Genomic DNA, 17,564 nt, shown 5'->3' with positions numbered 1-17,564 from the left:
TTTATAATAAAATCAACAATGTTGATTAATTTCCTTTTTTATAATCTGCTAAAAACTTAGCTAAACCGATATCAGTTAAAGGGTGCTTTAACAATCCTTCAATTGCACTTAAAGGTCCTGTCATTACATCAGATCCTACTTTAGCACAATCGATAATATGCATTGTATGACGTACAGATGCAGCTAAAATCTCAGTATCAAACATGTAGTTATCATAAATCATGCGGATTTCTTCGATTAAGTTTAATCCATCTGTAGAAATATCATCTAAACGACCAATAAATGGAGAAACATAAGTAGCACCTGCTTTAGCAGCTAATAATGCTTGACCTGCAGAAAACACTAATGTTACATTCGTTTTAATTCCTTTATCAGAAAAATATTTACAAGCTTTTACACCATCTTTAATCATTGGTAACTTTACCACAATCTGTGGATTTAAAGCAGCTAATGCTTCACCTTCCTTTACCATTCCTTCAAAATCAGTAGAAATAACCTCAGCAGAAACATCACCATCAACAATATCACAAATAGCTTTGTAGTGATTGATTATGTTTTCCTCTCCAGTAATTCCTTCTTTAGCCATTAAAGATGGGTTTGTAGTTACTCCATCTAAAATTCCTAAAGCTTGTGCCTCTCTAATTTGATCTAAATTAGCTGTATCAATAAAAAATTTCATTTATATAAATTTAAAAAGTTGTGTTCTATTATAAAACTATTTAAAGGACAAAGATACTTACCTTAATGTAATTTATTACTACTCGTAAATATTTAATTTTTACTATTCATATTTTTCAAAACCATTTCACCAGAATCTGAATGAACTCCACACAAAATCATTTCTTTAGAATCTACCTTCTTAATTAATGTTACACCATTTATTCTCCCTGCACTATATTCAGAAATCACAAAAGTTTCATCTATTTTTTGAACAAAAAATCTTTCGTTAAAAAAGTCTAAGTTTTCTTTTTTTATTTCTTCTCTATATTTCTCAAGGTCTTTATCAAACTTAACAACACCTAAACTAGTTCCATATACATTATTCTCTATTTCTTCTTTTGTTAATTTGGTAATCGTAGGAATTATTTTCACATAGCGTATGGAAAAAACAGACTTTTTTCCATTATTATCAATCTCATAATCTACCTCAAGCATATTTTCTTTAATAAATCGATAAGGCCTCTCTACAGTTTGTTTATCATAATAAATTTTTATGCTATCCTTGACAGTCGAATAACGTCTTTGATCTATTATTGATAACGAACTATCAAAACCATAAAATTTTACAGTTCCTTTCTTAAACTCTATAATACTAACACTTGGATCTGAATTTACATCAAGACTATTTCCAAGCTTCATTAACCACTTTCCTTCTATATCTTGTGCAGAAGTCGTTAAAGAACACCAAAATAATACTACTGTAATAACTATTCTCATAACTTATAATGGTTCATTAACAATTTTTCATATACTTTATCAGGTAGAATTCGTTTCAACACAATAGAAAACTTCTCCATAAAGCCTCCAATTTTATAATGTATTCTTGGATTTTTATTCTCTATAATTTGATGAATTGCCTTTGCCATAATTAATGGATCAGCACCAGAGTCTACATGTTCATCCATTAACGCTAAGTTTTCGGCATATTTTTTCTTGTAAGCAGACTCTTCAAATACTGGTGTATGATATCTTCCTGCTGCTATATTGGTAGCAAAATCACCAGGTGCAGCATTCACTACTCGAATACCAAATTGTTTTACCTCCATACTCAAGGCTTCTGTAACCAATTCTAAAGCTCCTTTACTTGCTGAGTAAATTCCTCTAAATGGTAATCCCATATATCCAGCAATAGAAGTAGTATTGATAATTAATCCGTTTTTCTGCTTCCTCATAGTTGGCAAAACAGCTTTCATTACTTCAATAGCACCAAAAAAGTTAGTTTCAAAATTAGAACGCATTTCACTAGTTGGTGTATCTTCAATAGGTCCCGTAATTCCTTTCCCTGCATTATTAATCAATACATCAATCTTACCTTCTTCAGCAACTACTTTAGCTATTGCGCTTTGTATCGAAACTTCATCAGTAACGTCTAAAGCAACCATTTTAAATGATAGTGTTAACTTATCAGGATCCCTACTAGTACCATAAACAGTATATCCTTTTGTATGTAAATAAGTGGCAATTGATTTTCCTATTCCAGAAGAAGCTCCTGTTATAAATATAACTTTAGACATTGATATAATTTTAAGCAAATATCTAAAAGATACCTTCAATAAAAAAAACTTTAAACACTTATATTAGCGCTTTAATTAGTGATTATGTTCAAAAAACACCTCCTTCTTACCTTAACTTTATTAAGTTCTTATTTGTCTTTTTCACAAACTTCTCTTTTTGAGCACTCAAAAAACTTTACACGTCAAGATTCTTTAAGAGGAAGTATTACTAAGGAACGTGCTTGGTGGGATTTAACTTACTATGATTTAAATGTACAAGTAGATCCTGATAAAAAATTCATTCAAGGAAAAAACACAGTACAATACAAAGTATTAAAGCCTCACAATGTTTTACAAATAGACTTGCAAGCTCCCTTAAAAATAACAAAGGCAATACAAAACGGAAAAGAATTAGATATAATCTCTGAAGGTAATGCTCATTTTATTCAGTTAAAAGAAAAGCAAAAAACCGGAAGTATTAACTCAGTAGATATATACTATAAAGGAAAACCAAGAGAAGCAAAACGCGCTCCTTGGGATGGTGGCTTTTCATGGAAAAAAGATAAAAACGGAAAACATTTTGTAGCAACATCCTGTCAAGGATTAGGGGCTAGTATATGGTGGCCAAATAAAGACCACATGTATGATGAAGTAGACAGTATGGCTATCAATGTTAGAGTACCAAAAGGATTAATGAATATTTCTAACGGACGCTTACGTAAAACAGAACATCATAAAGACAATACAACTACCTATCATTGGTTTGTAAACAACCCAATTAATAACTACGGAGTAAACATTAATATTGGTGATTATATTCATTTTTCAGAAAAATATAATGGTGAAGATGGTGAATTAGACATGAATTATTATGTTTTACACTACAATTTAGAAAAGGCAAAAAAACAGTTTAAGGATGCTCCAAAAATGATGAAAGCTTTTGAGCATTGGTTTGGAAAATATCCTTTTTACGAAGACGGATTCAAACTAGTAGAAGTTCCTTATTTGGGAATGGAGCACCAAAGTTCTGTTACTTACGGAAACCAATATTTAAACGGATATTTAGGTCGTGATTTATCCGGAACAGGATGGGGATTAAAATTCGATTTCATCATTATTCACGAATCAGGACACGAATGGTTTGCAAACAACATTACCTATAAAGATATAGCTGACATGTGGATTCATGAAAGCTTTACAGCCTATTCTGAAAACTTGTTTTTAGATTATTACTATGGAAAGGAAGCTGCAGCAGCCTATGTGATAGGAACGCGAAGAGCTATTCAAAATGACATTCCTATTATTGGGCAATACGATGTTAACAATGAAGGTTCAGGAGACATGTATTATAAAGGAGCTAATATGTTACACACTATTAGACAATTGATTAATAATGATAAAAAATGGAGAAACATTCTTCGTGGATTAAATAAAACTTTCTATCATAAAACAGTAACTACTAAAGAAATAGAAAACTATATGATTGAAAAATCTGGTTTAGATTTAACGAAGATTTTCGATCAATATTTACGCACTGTTAAAATACCTGTTTTCGAATACAAAATTAAAAACAACAAACTGTCGTATCGTTGGACTAACGTAGTTAAAGACTTTAATATGCCTTTGAATATTAAAGTAAATAATAATACACTAGTGTTAAAACCAACAGAAAATTGGCAAACAAAAACAATCAAATCAAACGATATAGAAGTTGATATTAATTTTTATATAAAAACCAAAAAAGTAAATTAATCACAATCAATCCCCCGTAACAAAAATGACTGAAGTAAAAATTGCAAAATTTGAGGAGCTTTTAAAAGAATTTGAACGCGAAAAAGAGAATCAGAATTTTGTTTTCAGAGGCCACTCAAATTCCGAATACGAATTAAAAACATCCTTAGGAAGATGTGATTCATTCTATGGAAGAACAACACAACAACTAGAAAAACGATTATTAAAATTATTTAAAGAATCTTCCCTCCCCTACTTGGAACATAGACCAAGTTCAGAATTAGAATGGCTAGCTGTAGCCCAGCATTTTGGACTCCCAACTCGTCTTTTAGACTGGTCATACAATCCACTCGTAGCAACATATTTTGCTGTTGAAGACAATCCAGATACAGATGGAGCCTTGTTTTTACTATCGGGATGTAGTACAATTCAAAATCCAGATACTTTTAAAATAGAGAGTCTAAACAAGGTCAAAAAATACAGACCTCCTTATATCTCTTCAAGAATACAAAATCAATCAGGATTATTTACTGTACATAATAATCCAGAGGAAGTGTTTACACATGAAAAAATGAAAAAAGTAATCATTCCAAAAGAAGTAAAAAGAGATATTAAAAGGACACTATTCAAGTACGGAATAAACCAACGAATGATTTATCCAGGTTTAGAAGGAATTGCTAAAGATTTAAAATGGTTGGAGACTAGTATTTATTAGACATTCTATCAAAATAAAACACATTTATCACAAAATAAACATACAATAATGAACCAAGAGATAAAAGAAGAAATACTAGAACAGTTAAAAAAAGATATTCTTTTTGGGTTTGAAAATGAAAAAGAATTATTTGAAAGTATAAATGATATGTTTTATGATTATGAAGAGCTTGATACAAACTGGTTAAAAAAAGAAATTGATTTAAGGTTAAAAACACATCAAACTGAAAGTCTTAAATGGGAAAAACCAACTGACTTTGAAAGATTAGCTAAATCTTTCAACGAGTTAAATAAAGAAGGAATTGTTTCTCTTCACAAAACAGGATACACCAGACAAGATGCAGAAGGCGATTGTTTAGAAATTATTGATGAATTAAAAAATATTGGAATATTAGCTAAAGGATACTGTTATTATCATACACAAGATTTAGAAAGAGCTATTGGTCAAGAAAAAACATTATTTATTGGATACGATAGTCATAATCAAAATGATGAACTTGCTATGGAAGTTGCTAAAAAAATAGTTGATGTTTTAAAAAAGAATGGTTTTACTATCAAATGGAACAACTCTTTGGATACTAGAATTGAAATTTCTAAAATTAACTGGAAAAAAACAGTTGATAATATTGACTACAATTACAACCAAGTATTTGATTTAATGGAAAAACATTATAAAATAAATAACACTCAAACCAAAAACCACTCTAAAAAGCCATTTTGGAAGTTTTGGTAAGGACTAAAACATCTCATAACACTTTATAAAAAAATCTATTTGGCGTATATTGCCACCCCATTAAAAGGCACTAATTATGCAAGAAAACAAAAGGTTAAACTACATAAAAGATGTGATAAAAAATATGCCAACAGGATGGTTGAGCATAACCACACATCGACTAGATATATACAACGAAGAATTAGCAAAAACTCAATTCATAGAGCAGTTTGAAGCTTTATGTGAAAACAACAATTCAGACACAGCAACTCTAAATGAATTACCTACAGCTTATGATTATATAAGACTAGGACATCCATTATCATGTGTATTAGAATGGGGAGTAGCGAGTATTAACAACCTAAACTCAGAAAATGTCATCAGTTTCTCATCACAGGTTGTTCCTATTTTAGCTGTTTTAAGAAAAAACTTATTAGAAAATAAGCAAACTCAAATCCTTTACACAGGAAACCTACCTAGTTCGTTTGATGCAGAAATCATTCGAAATGTATATGGGTACCAATTCGACTTAAAACAAGTTGAAAATTCAAATGAAGTTACAGAATTTGATGGTAGTACCGTTTTCATTTCAGAAGAAGAAAAAGTTGAGGCACTTGAGCTAAATTCAAATATTGATTTTTACATTAGTCTTTATTCACATTTAGGAAGTATCTTATTAGTTAACGGAGCTCAAAACGAATCGTACATTTCAGAAATACAGCATGTACGAAGAAGAGAAACTGTAGCTATGACGCCAGCAAATTGCTTGGAGGCATTAAAAATGTTAGTAGAAAATACTACCTACACACATACCGACAACAATACGGCTAACAACAAACAATCAGTTTTAAATTCAATAGCAACTATTACAGGTTCAAACACCAAAGCGTTGGTAGGTTCAAGCGGATTATCTATACAATATGCCATTTTAATGGGACTTGTAGATTACGCACAAGAAAACCACAAAGGGAAAGCAATCAAGTTTGTAGTACCTCCAAATTGTTATGGAGGAACTAACGACCAAGCAAGACGTGTTGCTGCTTGTTTAGACAATGTAGAAATCATGGACTTACCTGTAGATAGCGGTAACGACATGGTACAAAGTATAGAAGTAGTTTTAAATAAAATTGCTAGTGAAGATGCCGTTCCATATATCATTGCTGAGATTCCTACAAACCCAAGAGTAGAAGTTCCAAATCTTATAAAATTACAAGAAACACTTAGTAAAAAGCGTACAACACCATCAGGAGAAACAGCTATTGATCCAGTATTTATATTAGATCAAACATTTTGTCCAAACGTACACTTTTTAGGAGAAGGAGAAATACTTTCAACGGTAAAAACTATCTCTTTTGCTAGTGGATCAAAATTCCCAAGCGGAGGAAAATGTACAGCGGGTTACTGTATAGGAAATAAAATGACTGACGCTTTACTAGATAAAGTAGAAGCACATTTAAATCTTTGCGACAATGAAGCTACACATCTTCAATATGAAATACTAGCAGAACAAATGCCTTCAATGGTACAAAGAATTGCAGGAGCTTATAAAAACACTCGTGAGTTTGTTAGCTTTATTGAAGAAACATTACCTGGAGCTAAAATCAACTTTGTATCGGAAGAATTAGCAGAACAAGGATTTACACCATCAGTTTTTTCACTAGACCTTCCTACAAAAGGAGCTACCGCAGAAGAAAAGGAAACTTATAAAAGAGCATTGAATCATAAGTTAATCAACTTAATGATTACAGAAATTCCAAACGAAAGTAAATACTGTGTAAGTTACGGACAGTTAAAAGGATGCTATTGGACTATTCCGGCAACTTCAACACAAGGAACTACTAAAGAAGGAGACAAAGATTATATTGCTCGTGTAGCACTTTCGCCAGACATGGATTTAGAATTACACAAAAAAGTATTTTTAGATTTCGTTAAAAGTATATAATTGTTTTTATGAAAAAGATAATAACAATATTTAGTATCTGTTTTTTCACTTTGTGTTATTCACAAAATGAAAAAACAGATATCAAACTAGATTTAATTGATGTTTATAACCTTAAGATTGGTAAAACCCTTCTTTTTGGAAATATCAATGATCAAATAGTTGAACTAGGAATGCCAAAACAATTAGTTCAACAAAATAAATCAAAAGAGTTTAATTCTAATGAAGATATTGAATCTATAATTAAATCTTCTTCCAATTTCACTGTTGCTAATTTTTCAGGATTAGAATTTTGGTGTTTCAATGATATGGAGTCTATACCTACTAAAATAGATTTTAGAAAATTAAATAAAAACATAACTAATAACGATTTAACTTACAATAAAGAGTACTCTATAAGTAATTTTAAAAATCAATACCCAAAATCTTTTTTGAATACTCCTAAAATGCCTCAATCCTTTTTTCAAATGGCAACACAAGAAAAAATTAAAGGATTAAAGCATTTTATTTTGCTACGAAAAACAAAAAGTAATAAAAATGTACGCTTATTAGTTGAATATACTTTTAAAGATGATAAATTGATGTACATCTTCTTCGCTAACTTTTAAAATGTATATTATTTAATACAAAAAGATTAAATCTTATTCACTCTAAAAGACAAAATAATTACTTTTTCATAAATGATAAAAATAAGAAAAGCTCTTACAAATACTGAATTTAAAGTAATTGAAAAATTAGCAAGCATAATTTTACATGAAGTTTATGACCCAATAATTCCTGCTGAACACACTCGTTATTTTTTAGAAAAATTCCAATCAGAAAAAGCAATTGAAAATCAAGTAAAAAAAGAAAACTATCAGTATTACCTTTTACAATATAAAAACGATAATATAGGATATTTGGGCATTCAAAAACTTGATAAAAAACTAATTTTAAGCAAACTGTATATCTTAAAAGCATTTCGTGGTTTAAAAATAGGAAAGAGTGCTTTAAATTATGTTCACCAGTATGCTACAGAAAACCATATCAAAAACATTGAATTGATTGTTAATCAACAAAACCAAAACACTGTAGAGATTTATCAAAAAAATGGATTTAAAATAATTGATTCAATAACAAACTCTTTTCCAAACGGGCACTCTGTAAACGATTATAAAATGGAGAAAAAACTAGTATAAAAAACAAACTCTTATACACTTCGACACAAATTCGTATCTTGCCCTCTGCATTATGATACAATTTATACTTAACAATCAGATTATCAAAACATCCGAAAAATCGGGTGTTACTTTACTCGATTTTATTCGAGAACAACAACAGTTAAAAGGTACAAAAATAGGATGTCGAGAAGGAGACTGTGGAGCCTGTACTGTTTTAGTTGGAGAATTAAATAATAACAATGTTGCTTATCAAAGTATTACCTCTTGTATTTCACCATTAGGAAATGCAAATGGAAAACATATAGTTACCGTAGAAGGAACCAACTTACCAAAGGAATTAAACACCGTTCAAAAAGCAATGACCAACAATTATGCTACACAATGTGGTTTTTGTACACCAGGTTTTGTTGTTTCTATGACCGGGTATGCTTTAGACGATAGTAAATCAAACACTTGCAACGATGCTATTAGTGGTAACATTTGTAGATGTACAGGATATAAATCAATAGAAAAAGCTGGTTTAGAAATAGAAGAAAAGCTTGAACAAAAAGATAAAAATCACCAAATAGAATGGTTAATAAACGAAGGTTTTATTCCGAATTATTTTAAAACCATTCCAGAAAAGTTAGCACAATTACAACCAAAAGTTTTTGAAAAAACAGGAGTAAAAGTAGCCAACGGTACCGATGTTTATGTACGTCATGCAGATAAAATGGCAGAAGAAGATGTACATTTATTAACAGATCAAAATGCTTTAAAAGGAATTTCATTTACAGAAGGAATTTGTACCCTTGGTGCGAATACTACGGTTACTGAAATAGCAGAAAACAAAAAACTTCAAACCTTATTCCCAAAACTTAAACAGTTTTTAAAATTAGTTTCTTCAGAACAAATTAGAAATATGGGAACTATTGGAGGGAACTTTGTAAATGCTTCACCGATTGGAGATATGTCTATTTTCTTTTTGGCGTTAAATTCAACTTTAACAATTCAGAAAGAAGACGATGCTTCAGAAAGGCAAATCCCTTTCCAAGACTTTCATCAAGATTATAAAAAATACGATTTACAAGAAGGAGAAATTTTAAAGAGTATCTCTTTTAAAGTTCCACAATCAAATGATTATTTCAACTTTGAAAAAGTAAGTAAACGTACACATTTAGATATTGCAAGTGTAAATGCCGCAGGAAGAATTACTGCAGAAAACAATATTATTACAAGTGCACACTTTTCAGTGGGAGGTGCAGCAGCAACTCCAAAATACTTAGAAAAAACTAATGCTTTTCTAATTGGAAAAACAATCAATTCAGAAACAGTAAAAGAAGCGGAAGCAATTTTACAGTCTGAGATTTCACCTATTAGTGATGTTAGAGGAGCTTCAGAATACAAACGTTTGTTAGCAAAACAATTATTCTTTGCACATTTTATAGAGTTATTTCCTAATGAAGTTGAACTAAAAAAACTGATTGCCTAATGAAGACGATGAAAAATATTGACAGTTTTACACACGTTCGAGGAGAATCGTTATTTGTTGACGATTTAATGTTACGACAAGATGCTTTATTCGGATTGTGTTTCGATTCGCCAAAAGCACATGGAAAAATAAAATCGGTAGACTATTCAAAAGCAGAAGCACTAGATGGTGTTGTAAAAATATTTACCTACAAAGATGTAATAGGAGAAAATCAAATTGGAGGAATTATTCCAGATGAACCTCTTTGGGCTGAAGATGAAGTACACTTTTGGGGACAACCTATAGCATTTATCGTAGCAAAAAGTGAAGCCATAGCTAAAAAAGCAAGAGCCTTAATTACTATAGATATTGAAGAGCTACCAGTAATTACCACAGCAAAAGAGGCTAAAGAGAAAAAGAGTTTTATCAATGCACCACGTTCTTTTAAATTAGGAGATTCAGAAAATACATTTGCCAATTGTGATTATGTATTTGAAGGAGAAACTTTTTCAAATGGGCAAGAACATTTATACCTAGAAACACAAGGATGTTATGCGATTCCACAGGAAAATGGAAACATTAAATTAGTATCATCTACACAAGGTCCAACTGCTGTACAAAAAACAGCTGCCAAAGTATTGGGAATTCCAATGCATAAAATAGAGGTAGATGTTATCCGTTTAGGAGGTGGATTTGGAGGAAAAGAGGATCAAGCAACACCATGGGCAGTTATGGCTGCAGTAGCGGTACAACACTTAAACCGTCCGGTAAAGTATATGTTAAATCGTCATGACGATTTACGTATGACAGGTAAGCGACACCCCTACTCTTCTTTTTATAAAATTGGATTAACAAAAGATTTAAAAATAAAAGCGTTTGAAGTAGAGTTCTTACAAAATTCAGGAGCAGCTGCCGATTTATCACCTGCCATTGCTGAAAGAACATTATTTCACGCAACCAACAGTTATTTTATTCCAAACGTTAGCACAACCGTATATAGTTGTAAAACAAACTTACCACCAAACACGGCTTTCCGTGGTTTTGGAGGACCGCAAGGAATGTTTGTAATAGAAAGTGCAATTGCAGATGCAGCTGATCAAATAGGAGTTAATAGAAGACGCATACAAGAAGCGAACTTAATTGATGAAAACGATGAGTTTTCATATGGGCAAATAGCCAAGCAAGTAGAAGCTAAAAACACTTGGTTTACAGCCAAAGATAAATTTGAGTTAGAAAAGTTAGAAGAAGAAGTAACTAACTTCAACAACGAAAATAAGCTGTATAAAAAAGGAATTTCGTTAATGCCAATAACCTTCGGAATTTCATTTACCAACACACCAATGAATCATGCACGAGCATTGGTACACATTTACCAAGATGGAAGTGTGGGAGTATCAACAGGAGCTGTAGAAATGGGACAAAGTGTAAACACAAAAATGTTACAAGTAGCTCAATCAGTTTTTGGTATTTCAGCATCGAAATTAAAGTTAGAAACAACCAACACTACACGTGTTGCAAACACCTCGCCTACTGCAGCAAGTTCAACAGCCGATTTAAATGGAAAGGCAGTAGAAATGGCTTGTAATTCACTAATCGAAAGATTGACATCGGTAGCTTCTAAAATGCTTTCAACCGAAGAAAAAAACATTTCTTTTAAAGAAGATACGGTTTTAGTAAATGGAGAAAAGTCAACACTTACTTGGGAAGCATTAGTTGCAGAAGCAATGTTACAACGTGTAGCATTATCAGAAAATGCTCATTATGCAACGCCAGTGATTCACTTTGATAAAACAAAAGAAAAAGGACATCCATTTGCATACCACGTATACGGTACAGCAATTACAACTACAACGGTAGATTGTATTAGAGGTACTTATGAAATTGATTCTGTAAAAATTGTACACGACTTTGGAAAGTCAATGAACATAGGAATTGATTTAGGTCAGATAGAAGGAGCACTTGCACAAGGAATTGGCTGGATGACAATGGAAGAAATCGCTTATAACAAAGACGGACGTTTGTTATCAAATGCTTTATCAACATACAAAGTACCAGATATCTTTTCGGCAGCAAAAACAGTAGAAACTATTCCAGTAGAAACAGCAGGTAATGATATGGCAATTCAAAAATCAAAAGCTGTAGGTGAACCACCTTTAATGTACGGAATTGGAGTTTATTTTGCCATACAACAAGCCGTTAAGGAGTTCAATCCAAATTACAAATTAAAATTCCACTCACCATTCACACCAGAAAAAGTGTTAATGGGATTGTATGAAAAATAATACAGAACATATCATAAACGAAACAATTTTCGAAAAGTTTCCAGAGCTAGAAAGCGAGCGTCTTCTTTTTAAAGAATATCAAAAAGAAGATGCTGCTAGCTCACTTTATATTCGATCGCATCCAAAAGTTTCCAAATACATGGATTCTGAAATTCCTAAAACAGTAGAAGATACTGAGAAAAGAATTGAAGGTATTCAACAGGCATTCTCAGAAAAAAAAGGAATTACTTGGACAATTATCGATAAAAACACCAATACTCTTATTGGTGATTTTGGGATTTGGAAATTGGACAGACAAAACTTTAGAGGTGAAATAGGTTATGTCTTAAGTCCAGATTATTGGGGAAAAGGCTATATGAAAGAAAGCATGGTTACACTAATTAATTTTGCTTTCAACACCTTGAACTTACATAGCCTAGAAGCCAATGTAAATCCAGAAAATGAAAACTCAAAAAGAGCACTTTTAAAATTTAACTTTAAAAAAGAAGCCTATTTTAGAGAAAACTATTACTACAATGGAAAGTTTTTAGATAGCGAAATATACTCGCTATTAAAAACAGATTTGTAGTCCAAAAAAGCTATTAAATAAGAACACTCAAAAATCAATTGTCATGAAAAACAAACTAACCTTACTACTAACCCTTTTAGTTTTTAGTTTACACACCTATTCACAAAGTAAAAAAGCCATCGCAGGTCAGTTTATGTTTTACTTTGAAGAAAACTACAACAAAGAATTATACGGTAAAATTTATAACCGATTTACAGCTCCTTTTCAAAAAAAAGTTTCAAAAGAAAAATGGAACTCAATCTTATCAGAGTTTCAAACCAAATATGGTAAGATTAAGTATTTTAACTTTATTGAAGTTTCACAAGCAGCAGTACGCTTTAATGTAAAATTTGAAAAAGGAAATCAACGATTTAAAATTTATCCAAGTGAACAAATTTTAAATAAACTAGATGCTTTTTTATACAGAGACAATCCAGTTTTAGAAAAAAACATTTCAAAAATAACACTGCCTTTTAAAGAAGGAAAATGGTGGGTTATGCAAGGAGGTGATACTAAAAAGCAAAATAATCACCAGACCATAAACTACCAAAAAAATGCTTTCGACTTTGTTTTATTAAATAAAGACAGTAAACGATACACAGGTAATAGACGTCAAAACGAAAACCACTTTTCATTTGGTAAAGAAGTTATTGCTCCAGTTGAAGGAGAAATAGTATCGGTTATCAATGGAGTAAAAGATAACATTCCAGGACATATCAATCGTTATTATTATTCAGGAAATACGGTTATCTTAAAAACAAAAAATAATGAGTTTCTATTTTTTGGGCACCTAAAGAACCAATCGATCAAAGTAAAAGTCGGTGATAAGGTTACTAAAGGACAAACCTTAGCACAAATAGGAAATTCAGGAGCTTCCTATTATCCACAATTACATTTTCATGTACAAAATATCGAGGATATCAATGGAGCCGATGGAGTAAAATGTTTCTTTGACAAAGTAAACGTTAACGGAAACGAAAAGTCTAACTATTCTCCAGTAAAAGGAGACATCATTTCAAACTAATCGCTATCAAATTACAATATACCAAACATAATATCATAAGAGGCGCTATTATTTATAGTGCAGGAGATACCATTGCAGCTTTATTATTAAACGAGTTTTCTATATACAGATTACTCGGAATAGTTTTAGTAGGAGCCACTATTTATGCGTTTGAAATCCCTAATTATTTTGCTTGGATAGATAAAAAAACAGCGGCATATTCAGGAATAAAAAAAACATTAGCAAAAACAGGTTTAGCAATAGCTTATTTTAATCCATTATGGATTTTCAGACATTTAGCTTTTATTAAATTATTTACAGGAAATTATGATTTGGTAAATAGTCAATTGCTAATCATAGCATGTTGGTCGTTTTTAGCAAACATACCAATATCTTTTATTGCTAATTATTTGATTCAAAACAAAATTCGTTTAGATTGGCGATTTATGGCAAGTGCTATATTTTCGGCATTAATGGCAATATACTATGCCTTAAGCGAAACCATTTTTAATTAAACTATCAATATACAAAGTGGAATTCTGGAAACACGTATTAGAACAACTACAAAACAATCAAAAGCTATATGTCTTAACAGTCATAGAAAATTTTGGGAGTTCACCAGGTAGAAAAGGGTTTAAAATGCTAGTTACCCAAAACAAATTCATCTATGGTTCAGTAGGTGGAGGTGTTATGGAATTCTCTTTGGTAGAAGAAGCTCAGGAGTTACTTCAAAAAGAACACTCCCCTACTTTTATAAAAAAACAAATACATAAAGGAAACATCAAAGATGGATCTGGAATGATTTGTTCAGGAGAGCAAACAGTTGCATTTCACTGTTTACATAATGAGCACATAACTACAATTCAAGAACTACTTATTTGTTTACAAAATGGAGAAAAAGGAAGTTTGCAATTAACGCCTAACTCTTTCACATTTACAAAAGAAACCATTGAGAATCAATTCGAATATCAAATCAACACTAATAACGATTGGTATTTTAAAGAACACATAGGTTTTAAAGAAACCTTATATATTGTAGGAGGAGGTCATGTAGGAGTAGCCGTTTCAGAACTATTTATAAAACTAGGCTTCCATGTTGTTATATTTGACAACAGAGAAAACCTCAACACTTTAGAAAACAACAAATTTGCACATCAAAAACTAATAATAGACTACAACAATGTTAGTGATTACATTATTAAAGGTAATTCTAGCTACGTAGCTATTATGACGAATAAATACACAGATGATAAATTAGTATTGAGTAAACTTTTAAAAAACAACTATAAGTTTATGGGAGTTTTAGGAAGTAAAGCCAAACTAAAAACAATGTGGGATGTGTTATTACAGGAAGGATTTACACAAGAAGAACTAAATACTGTCCACGCTCCTATTGGTATTTCAATCAAAAGTGAAACACCTGAAGAAATTGCTGTAAGTATTGCGGCACAAATTATACAAGTTAAAAATTTAGGAAAGTAAGATTCTAGTAATACTCCCCTATTCAAATGATCGATATAAAAGAAGCCATAGAAAATCTATATAAGGTATTTTCAAAATATACCACTTCTGATATGTATTATTGTGATTGTGGTTGTATTAAAGAAGTTCATGTTAAAAAACTAGCTTCTAAAAAATTAAGAGACCTAGAAGAAGATGATTTCTCATATTATCACGGAAAAGCCACTTATACTTGGGGAAGTGTAGAACATTACAAACATTTTTTACCAAGAGTTCTTGAAGTTCATAATCAAAAAAAAGGTAAAGGTTTAATTGATTTGTGTGAAATTACCATTAAACTAGAGAGCATAGAATGGGAAACTTGGGAACAAAATGAAATTGATGCTATTAATAATTTCATTTTAGCCGACTGGAACAGTTTTGTAAATGCACCCTATTCTGAAATTAGTAGTTCTGACTTAGAATGTTATTCATTCTTCTTTACACCTCAGTATTTGTTAAACCAATGGGAAATAGCAAAAAACGAAAACACTTTAAAGAACTTTATTTATTTCTTTTACAGAAATGGAACAGATTTAATGAATAAAGGGTTAAAAGTTGGAGATAAAATCTATCACAAAGAATTTAGTGAGTTCATAGTTAATCAAAAAGGATTGATTGAATATCTAGAAAAAGAATTCTTCAGAATTGATGAAATTAACAAGAAATACTCTGAAAAGATCTCAATTGTAATTCAAATGATAGAGCAGGAAAAACTATTTTATTCCTCGCAATAATTCCACTATCTTTCAAAAGCATGGACAATAATACAATCAATACACTATTTCTAGAGCTTGAAAAAATTGGAACACCAATTAAATTACAAAGCCATAAAACATTAATAGAATTTAATGAAATAGCACAAAAGTTATTTTTAGTTAAAAAAGGAGGTGCAGTATTGTACCATGTACATCCAACAACAGGAGAAGAAAGAGCTATCAATTTTTTCATCCCCAACTATCATCCTATAGCAACAGTAGCTCAATCATTTACTTATAATACACCTTCTAAATACCGACTTGCTACTTTTACCAACACCGAATTAATAGAGCTTACAAAAGAAACAATTACGGAATTTAGAGCTAGCTCAGAATTAGCAGAAGTTTTTCAAAACTATGGAATCATGAGTTTATTAGATAAAAACGAATTAAGAGCCATGTTAATTAGTTTGACTAGTGAAGAAATGCTAAAACACCTACATCAAAACTTGCCACAAGTTGTACAACAAGTACCCTCAAAATACATTGCAAATTTCCTCGGAATTACACCACAATGGCTTAGCAAACTAAAACACAAACTTTAATTTCTGAAATTAATTTCAGATTTGAAAAACTTATTAGTCACAATTTTGCATTGAATTTACGGAACGTAAAAAAGAAATTATGGCAAAATGGGACGAAAACAACATACCAAACCTTAGTAATAAAGTAGCGATTATAACTGGAGGTAATACAGGGTTAGGGTATCAAATAAGCTTAGAGTTAGCACGAAAAAACGCAACAATTATAATAGCTTGTAGAACTATTGACAAAGGATTTACAGCAATAAACCAAATAGAAAAAACACTGAACAAAAAAATTGATGCAGATGTTATTCGTTTGGATTTAACCGATATTAATTCGGTAAAGGAGTTCACCAAAGAATTTACTAAAAAACACAATCGTTTAGACATACTGATTAATAATGCAGGAGTCGTAAGTCTAGAAAAACATCAACTTACTAAAGATGGTGTTGAAATGCATATGGCCACAAATCACTTAGGACATTTTGCCTTGGTTGGATTGTTATTACCACAAATTAAGAAAACACCAAATGCACGAGTTGTAACAATGTCTAGTGGAGCATATCTTTTTGCAAATCTCGATTTTGATGACATCAACTACGAAAAGCGAACATATGAAAGAACTAAATGTTATGGAGTAAGTAAATTAGCCAATTTACTTTTTATGGTAAGTCTCGATAAATTATTCAAAACACATAATTATTCAGCAATTTCGGTAGGTGCACATCCAGGACTTTCAGCAACCAAAGGACAAAAAGGAAGAGCAAAAGGACTCTTTCATAAAACCATGGCACAATCGGTTAAAATGGGAGCTTTACCTGCCTTAATGGGTGCAACAGATGAAAACACCAAAGGACAAACTTATTTTGGCCCTAGATGGTTTATTAGAGGAAATCCAAAGCCAATAAAATTAAAAGAAATAGTATTTGATGAAACCTTAGCAAAAAAACTATGGGAATATAGTGTAGAAACAACAGGTGTTAATTATGAATTTTAAAACAGTTAAGGTTTAAGAGTTTTCTTAAGCCTTT

17 protein-coding genes are annotated in these 17,564 nt (G+C 31.2%); 14 read left to right on the top strand and 3 right to left on the bottom strand.

The features are described 5' to 3' along the window. Nucleotides 1–25 precede the first annotated feature (25 nt). The 3 genes from fsa to Q0958_RS11705 form a co-directional block, all read right to left on the bottom strand. Nucleotides 26–679, bottom strand: a complete 654-nt coding sequence (gene fsa / locus Q0958_RS11715; RefSeq protein WP_150901232.1) for a fructose-6-phosphate aldolase — start codon at nucleotides 677–679, stop codon at nucleotides 26–28. A gap of 92 nt (nucleotides 680–771) precedes the next feature. Beyond that, nucleotides 772–1,437: a hypothetical protein gene (locus Q0958_RS11710; protein WP_299123285.1), complete on the bottom strand. Its 666-nt coding sequence runs from the start codon at nucleotides 1,435–1,437 to the stop codon at nucleotides 772–774. Then, nucleotides 1,434–2,234, bottom strand: coding sequence for an SDR family oxidoreductase (locus Q0958_RS11705; RefSeq protein WP_299123284.1), 801 nt, complete (start codon nucleotides 2,232–2,234; stop codon nucleotides 1,434–1,436). The genes Q0958_RS11710 and Q0958_RS11705 overlap by 4 nt, the downstream gene beginning before the upstream one ends. An 84-nt stretch (nucleotides 2,235–2,318) precedes the next feature. Between Q0958_RS11705 and Q0958_RS11700 the strand changes: the two genes are divergently transcribed. From Q0958_RS11700 to Q0958_RS11635, 14 genes are all read left to right on the top strand, one after another. Next, nucleotides 2,319–3,965: a M1 family metallopeptidase gene (locus tag Q0958_RS11700; RefSeq protein ID WP_299123280.1), complete on the top strand. Its 1,647-nt coding sequence runs from the start codon at nucleotides 2,319–2,321 to the stop codon at nucleotides 3,963–3,965. A 25-nt stretch (nucleotides 3,966–3,990) separates the two neighbouring features. After that, nucleotides 3,991–4,659, top strand: a complete 669-nt coding sequence (locus Q0958_RS11695) for an FRG domain-containing protein (protein WP_150901235.1) — start codon at nucleotides 3,991–3,993, stop codon at nucleotides 4,657–4,659. Nucleotides 4,660–4,707: 48 nt separating this feature from the next. Continuing rightward, a complete protein-coding gene (locus Q0958_RS11690) occupies nucleotides 4,708–5,391 on the top strand; it encodes a hypothetical protein (protein ID WP_299123276.1) in 684 nt (227 codons plus the stop codon). Nucleotides 5,392–5,467: 76 nt separating this feature from the next. After that, a complete protein-coding gene (locus tag Q0958_RS11685; RefSeq protein WP_299123274.1) occupies nucleotides 5,468–7,312 on the top strand; it encodes a PLP-dependent transferase in 1,845 nt (614 codons plus the stop codon). A gap of 8 nt (nucleotides 7,313–7,320) precedes the next feature. Then, nucleotides 7,321–7,917 carry a hypothetical protein gene (locus tag Q0958_RS11680; RefSeq protein ID WP_299123272.1) on the top strand — a complete coding sequence of 199 codons (597 nt, stop codon included), beginning with the start codon at nucleotides 7,321–7,323 and terminating at the stop codon, nucleotides 7,915–7,917. A gap of 72 nt (nucleotides 7,918–7,989) precedes the next feature. Beyond that, nucleotides 7,990–8,487, top strand: coding sequence for a GNAT family N-acetyltransferase (locus Q0958_RS11675; RefSeq protein ID WP_299123269.1), 498 nt, complete (start codon nucleotides 7,990–7,992; stop codon nucleotides 8,485–8,487). A gap of 52 nt (nucleotides 8,488–8,539) precedes the next feature. Then, nucleotides 8,540–9,940, top strand: coding sequence for an FAD binding domain-containing protein (locus Q0958_RS11670; RefSeq protein WP_299123266.1), 1,401 nt, complete (start codon nucleotides 8,540–8,542; stop codon nucleotides 9,938–9,940). Further along, the gene (locus tag Q0958_RS11665) at nucleotides 9,940–12,201 is read left to right on the top strand and encodes a molybdopterin cofactor-binding domain-containing protein (RefSeq protein WP_299123263.1); all 2,262 of its coding nucleotides are present in this window, start codon (nucleotides 9,940–9,942) and stop codon (nucleotides 12,199–12,201) included. The genes Q0958_RS11670 and Q0958_RS11665 overlap by 1 nt, the downstream gene beginning before the upstream one ends. Beyond that, nucleotides 12,191–12,769 (top strand): GNAT family protein, encoded by a 579-nt coding sequence (locus Q0958_RS11660; RefSeq protein ID WP_299123260.1) that lies wholly within the window; start codon nucleotides 12,191–12,193, stop codon nucleotides 12,767–12,769. The genes Q0958_RS11665 and Q0958_RS11660 overlap by 11 nt, the downstream gene beginning before the upstream one ends. Nucleotides 12,770–12,812: 43 nt before the next feature. Beyond that, the gene (locus Q0958_RS11655) at nucleotides 12,813–13,772 is read left to right on the top strand and encodes a peptidoglycan DD-metalloendopeptidase family protein (protein WP_299123257.1); all 960 of its coding nucleotides are present in this window, start codon (nucleotides 12,813–12,815) and stop codon (nucleotides 13,770–13,772) included. 510 nt (nucleotides 13,773–14,282) lie between these two features. Next, the gene (locus Q0958_RS11650) at nucleotides 14,283–15,233 is read left to right on the top strand and encodes an XdhC/CoxI family protein (protein ID WP_299123254.1); all 951 of its coding nucleotides are present in this window, start codon (nucleotides 14,283–14,285) and stop codon (nucleotides 15,231–15,233) included. A gap of 26 nt (nucleotides 15,234–15,259) precedes the next feature. Continuing rightward, complete coding sequence (locus tag Q0958_RS11645; RefSeq protein ID WP_299123251.1) at nucleotides 15,260–15,988, top strand: hypothetical protein; 729 nt, start codon at nucleotides 15,260–15,262, stop codon at nucleotides 15,986–15,988. Nucleotides 15,989–16,008: 20 nt separating this feature from the next. Continuing rightward, nucleotides 16,009–16,554, top strand: coding sequence for a hypothetical protein (locus Q0958_RS11640; protein ID WP_235274135.1), 546 nt, complete (start codon nucleotides 16,009–16,011; stop codon nucleotides 16,552–16,554). Between the two features lie 79 nt (nucleotides 16,555–16,633). Next, entirely contained in the window at nucleotides 16,634–17,530 is an 897-nt protein-coding gene (locus tag Q0958_RS11635; RefSeq protein ID WP_299123245.1) for an oxidoreductase, read from the top strand. The last annotated feature ends 34 nt before the right edge of the window (nucleotides 17,531–17,564 follow it).

The organism is uncultured Tenacibaculum sp. (genome assembly GCF_947499065.1).
Classification (GTDB): domain Bacteria; phylum Bacteroidota; class Bacteroidia; order Flavobacteriales; family Flavobacteriaceae; genus Polaribacter.
This window is presented reverse-complemented; position numbering and strand designations above follow the sequence as displayed.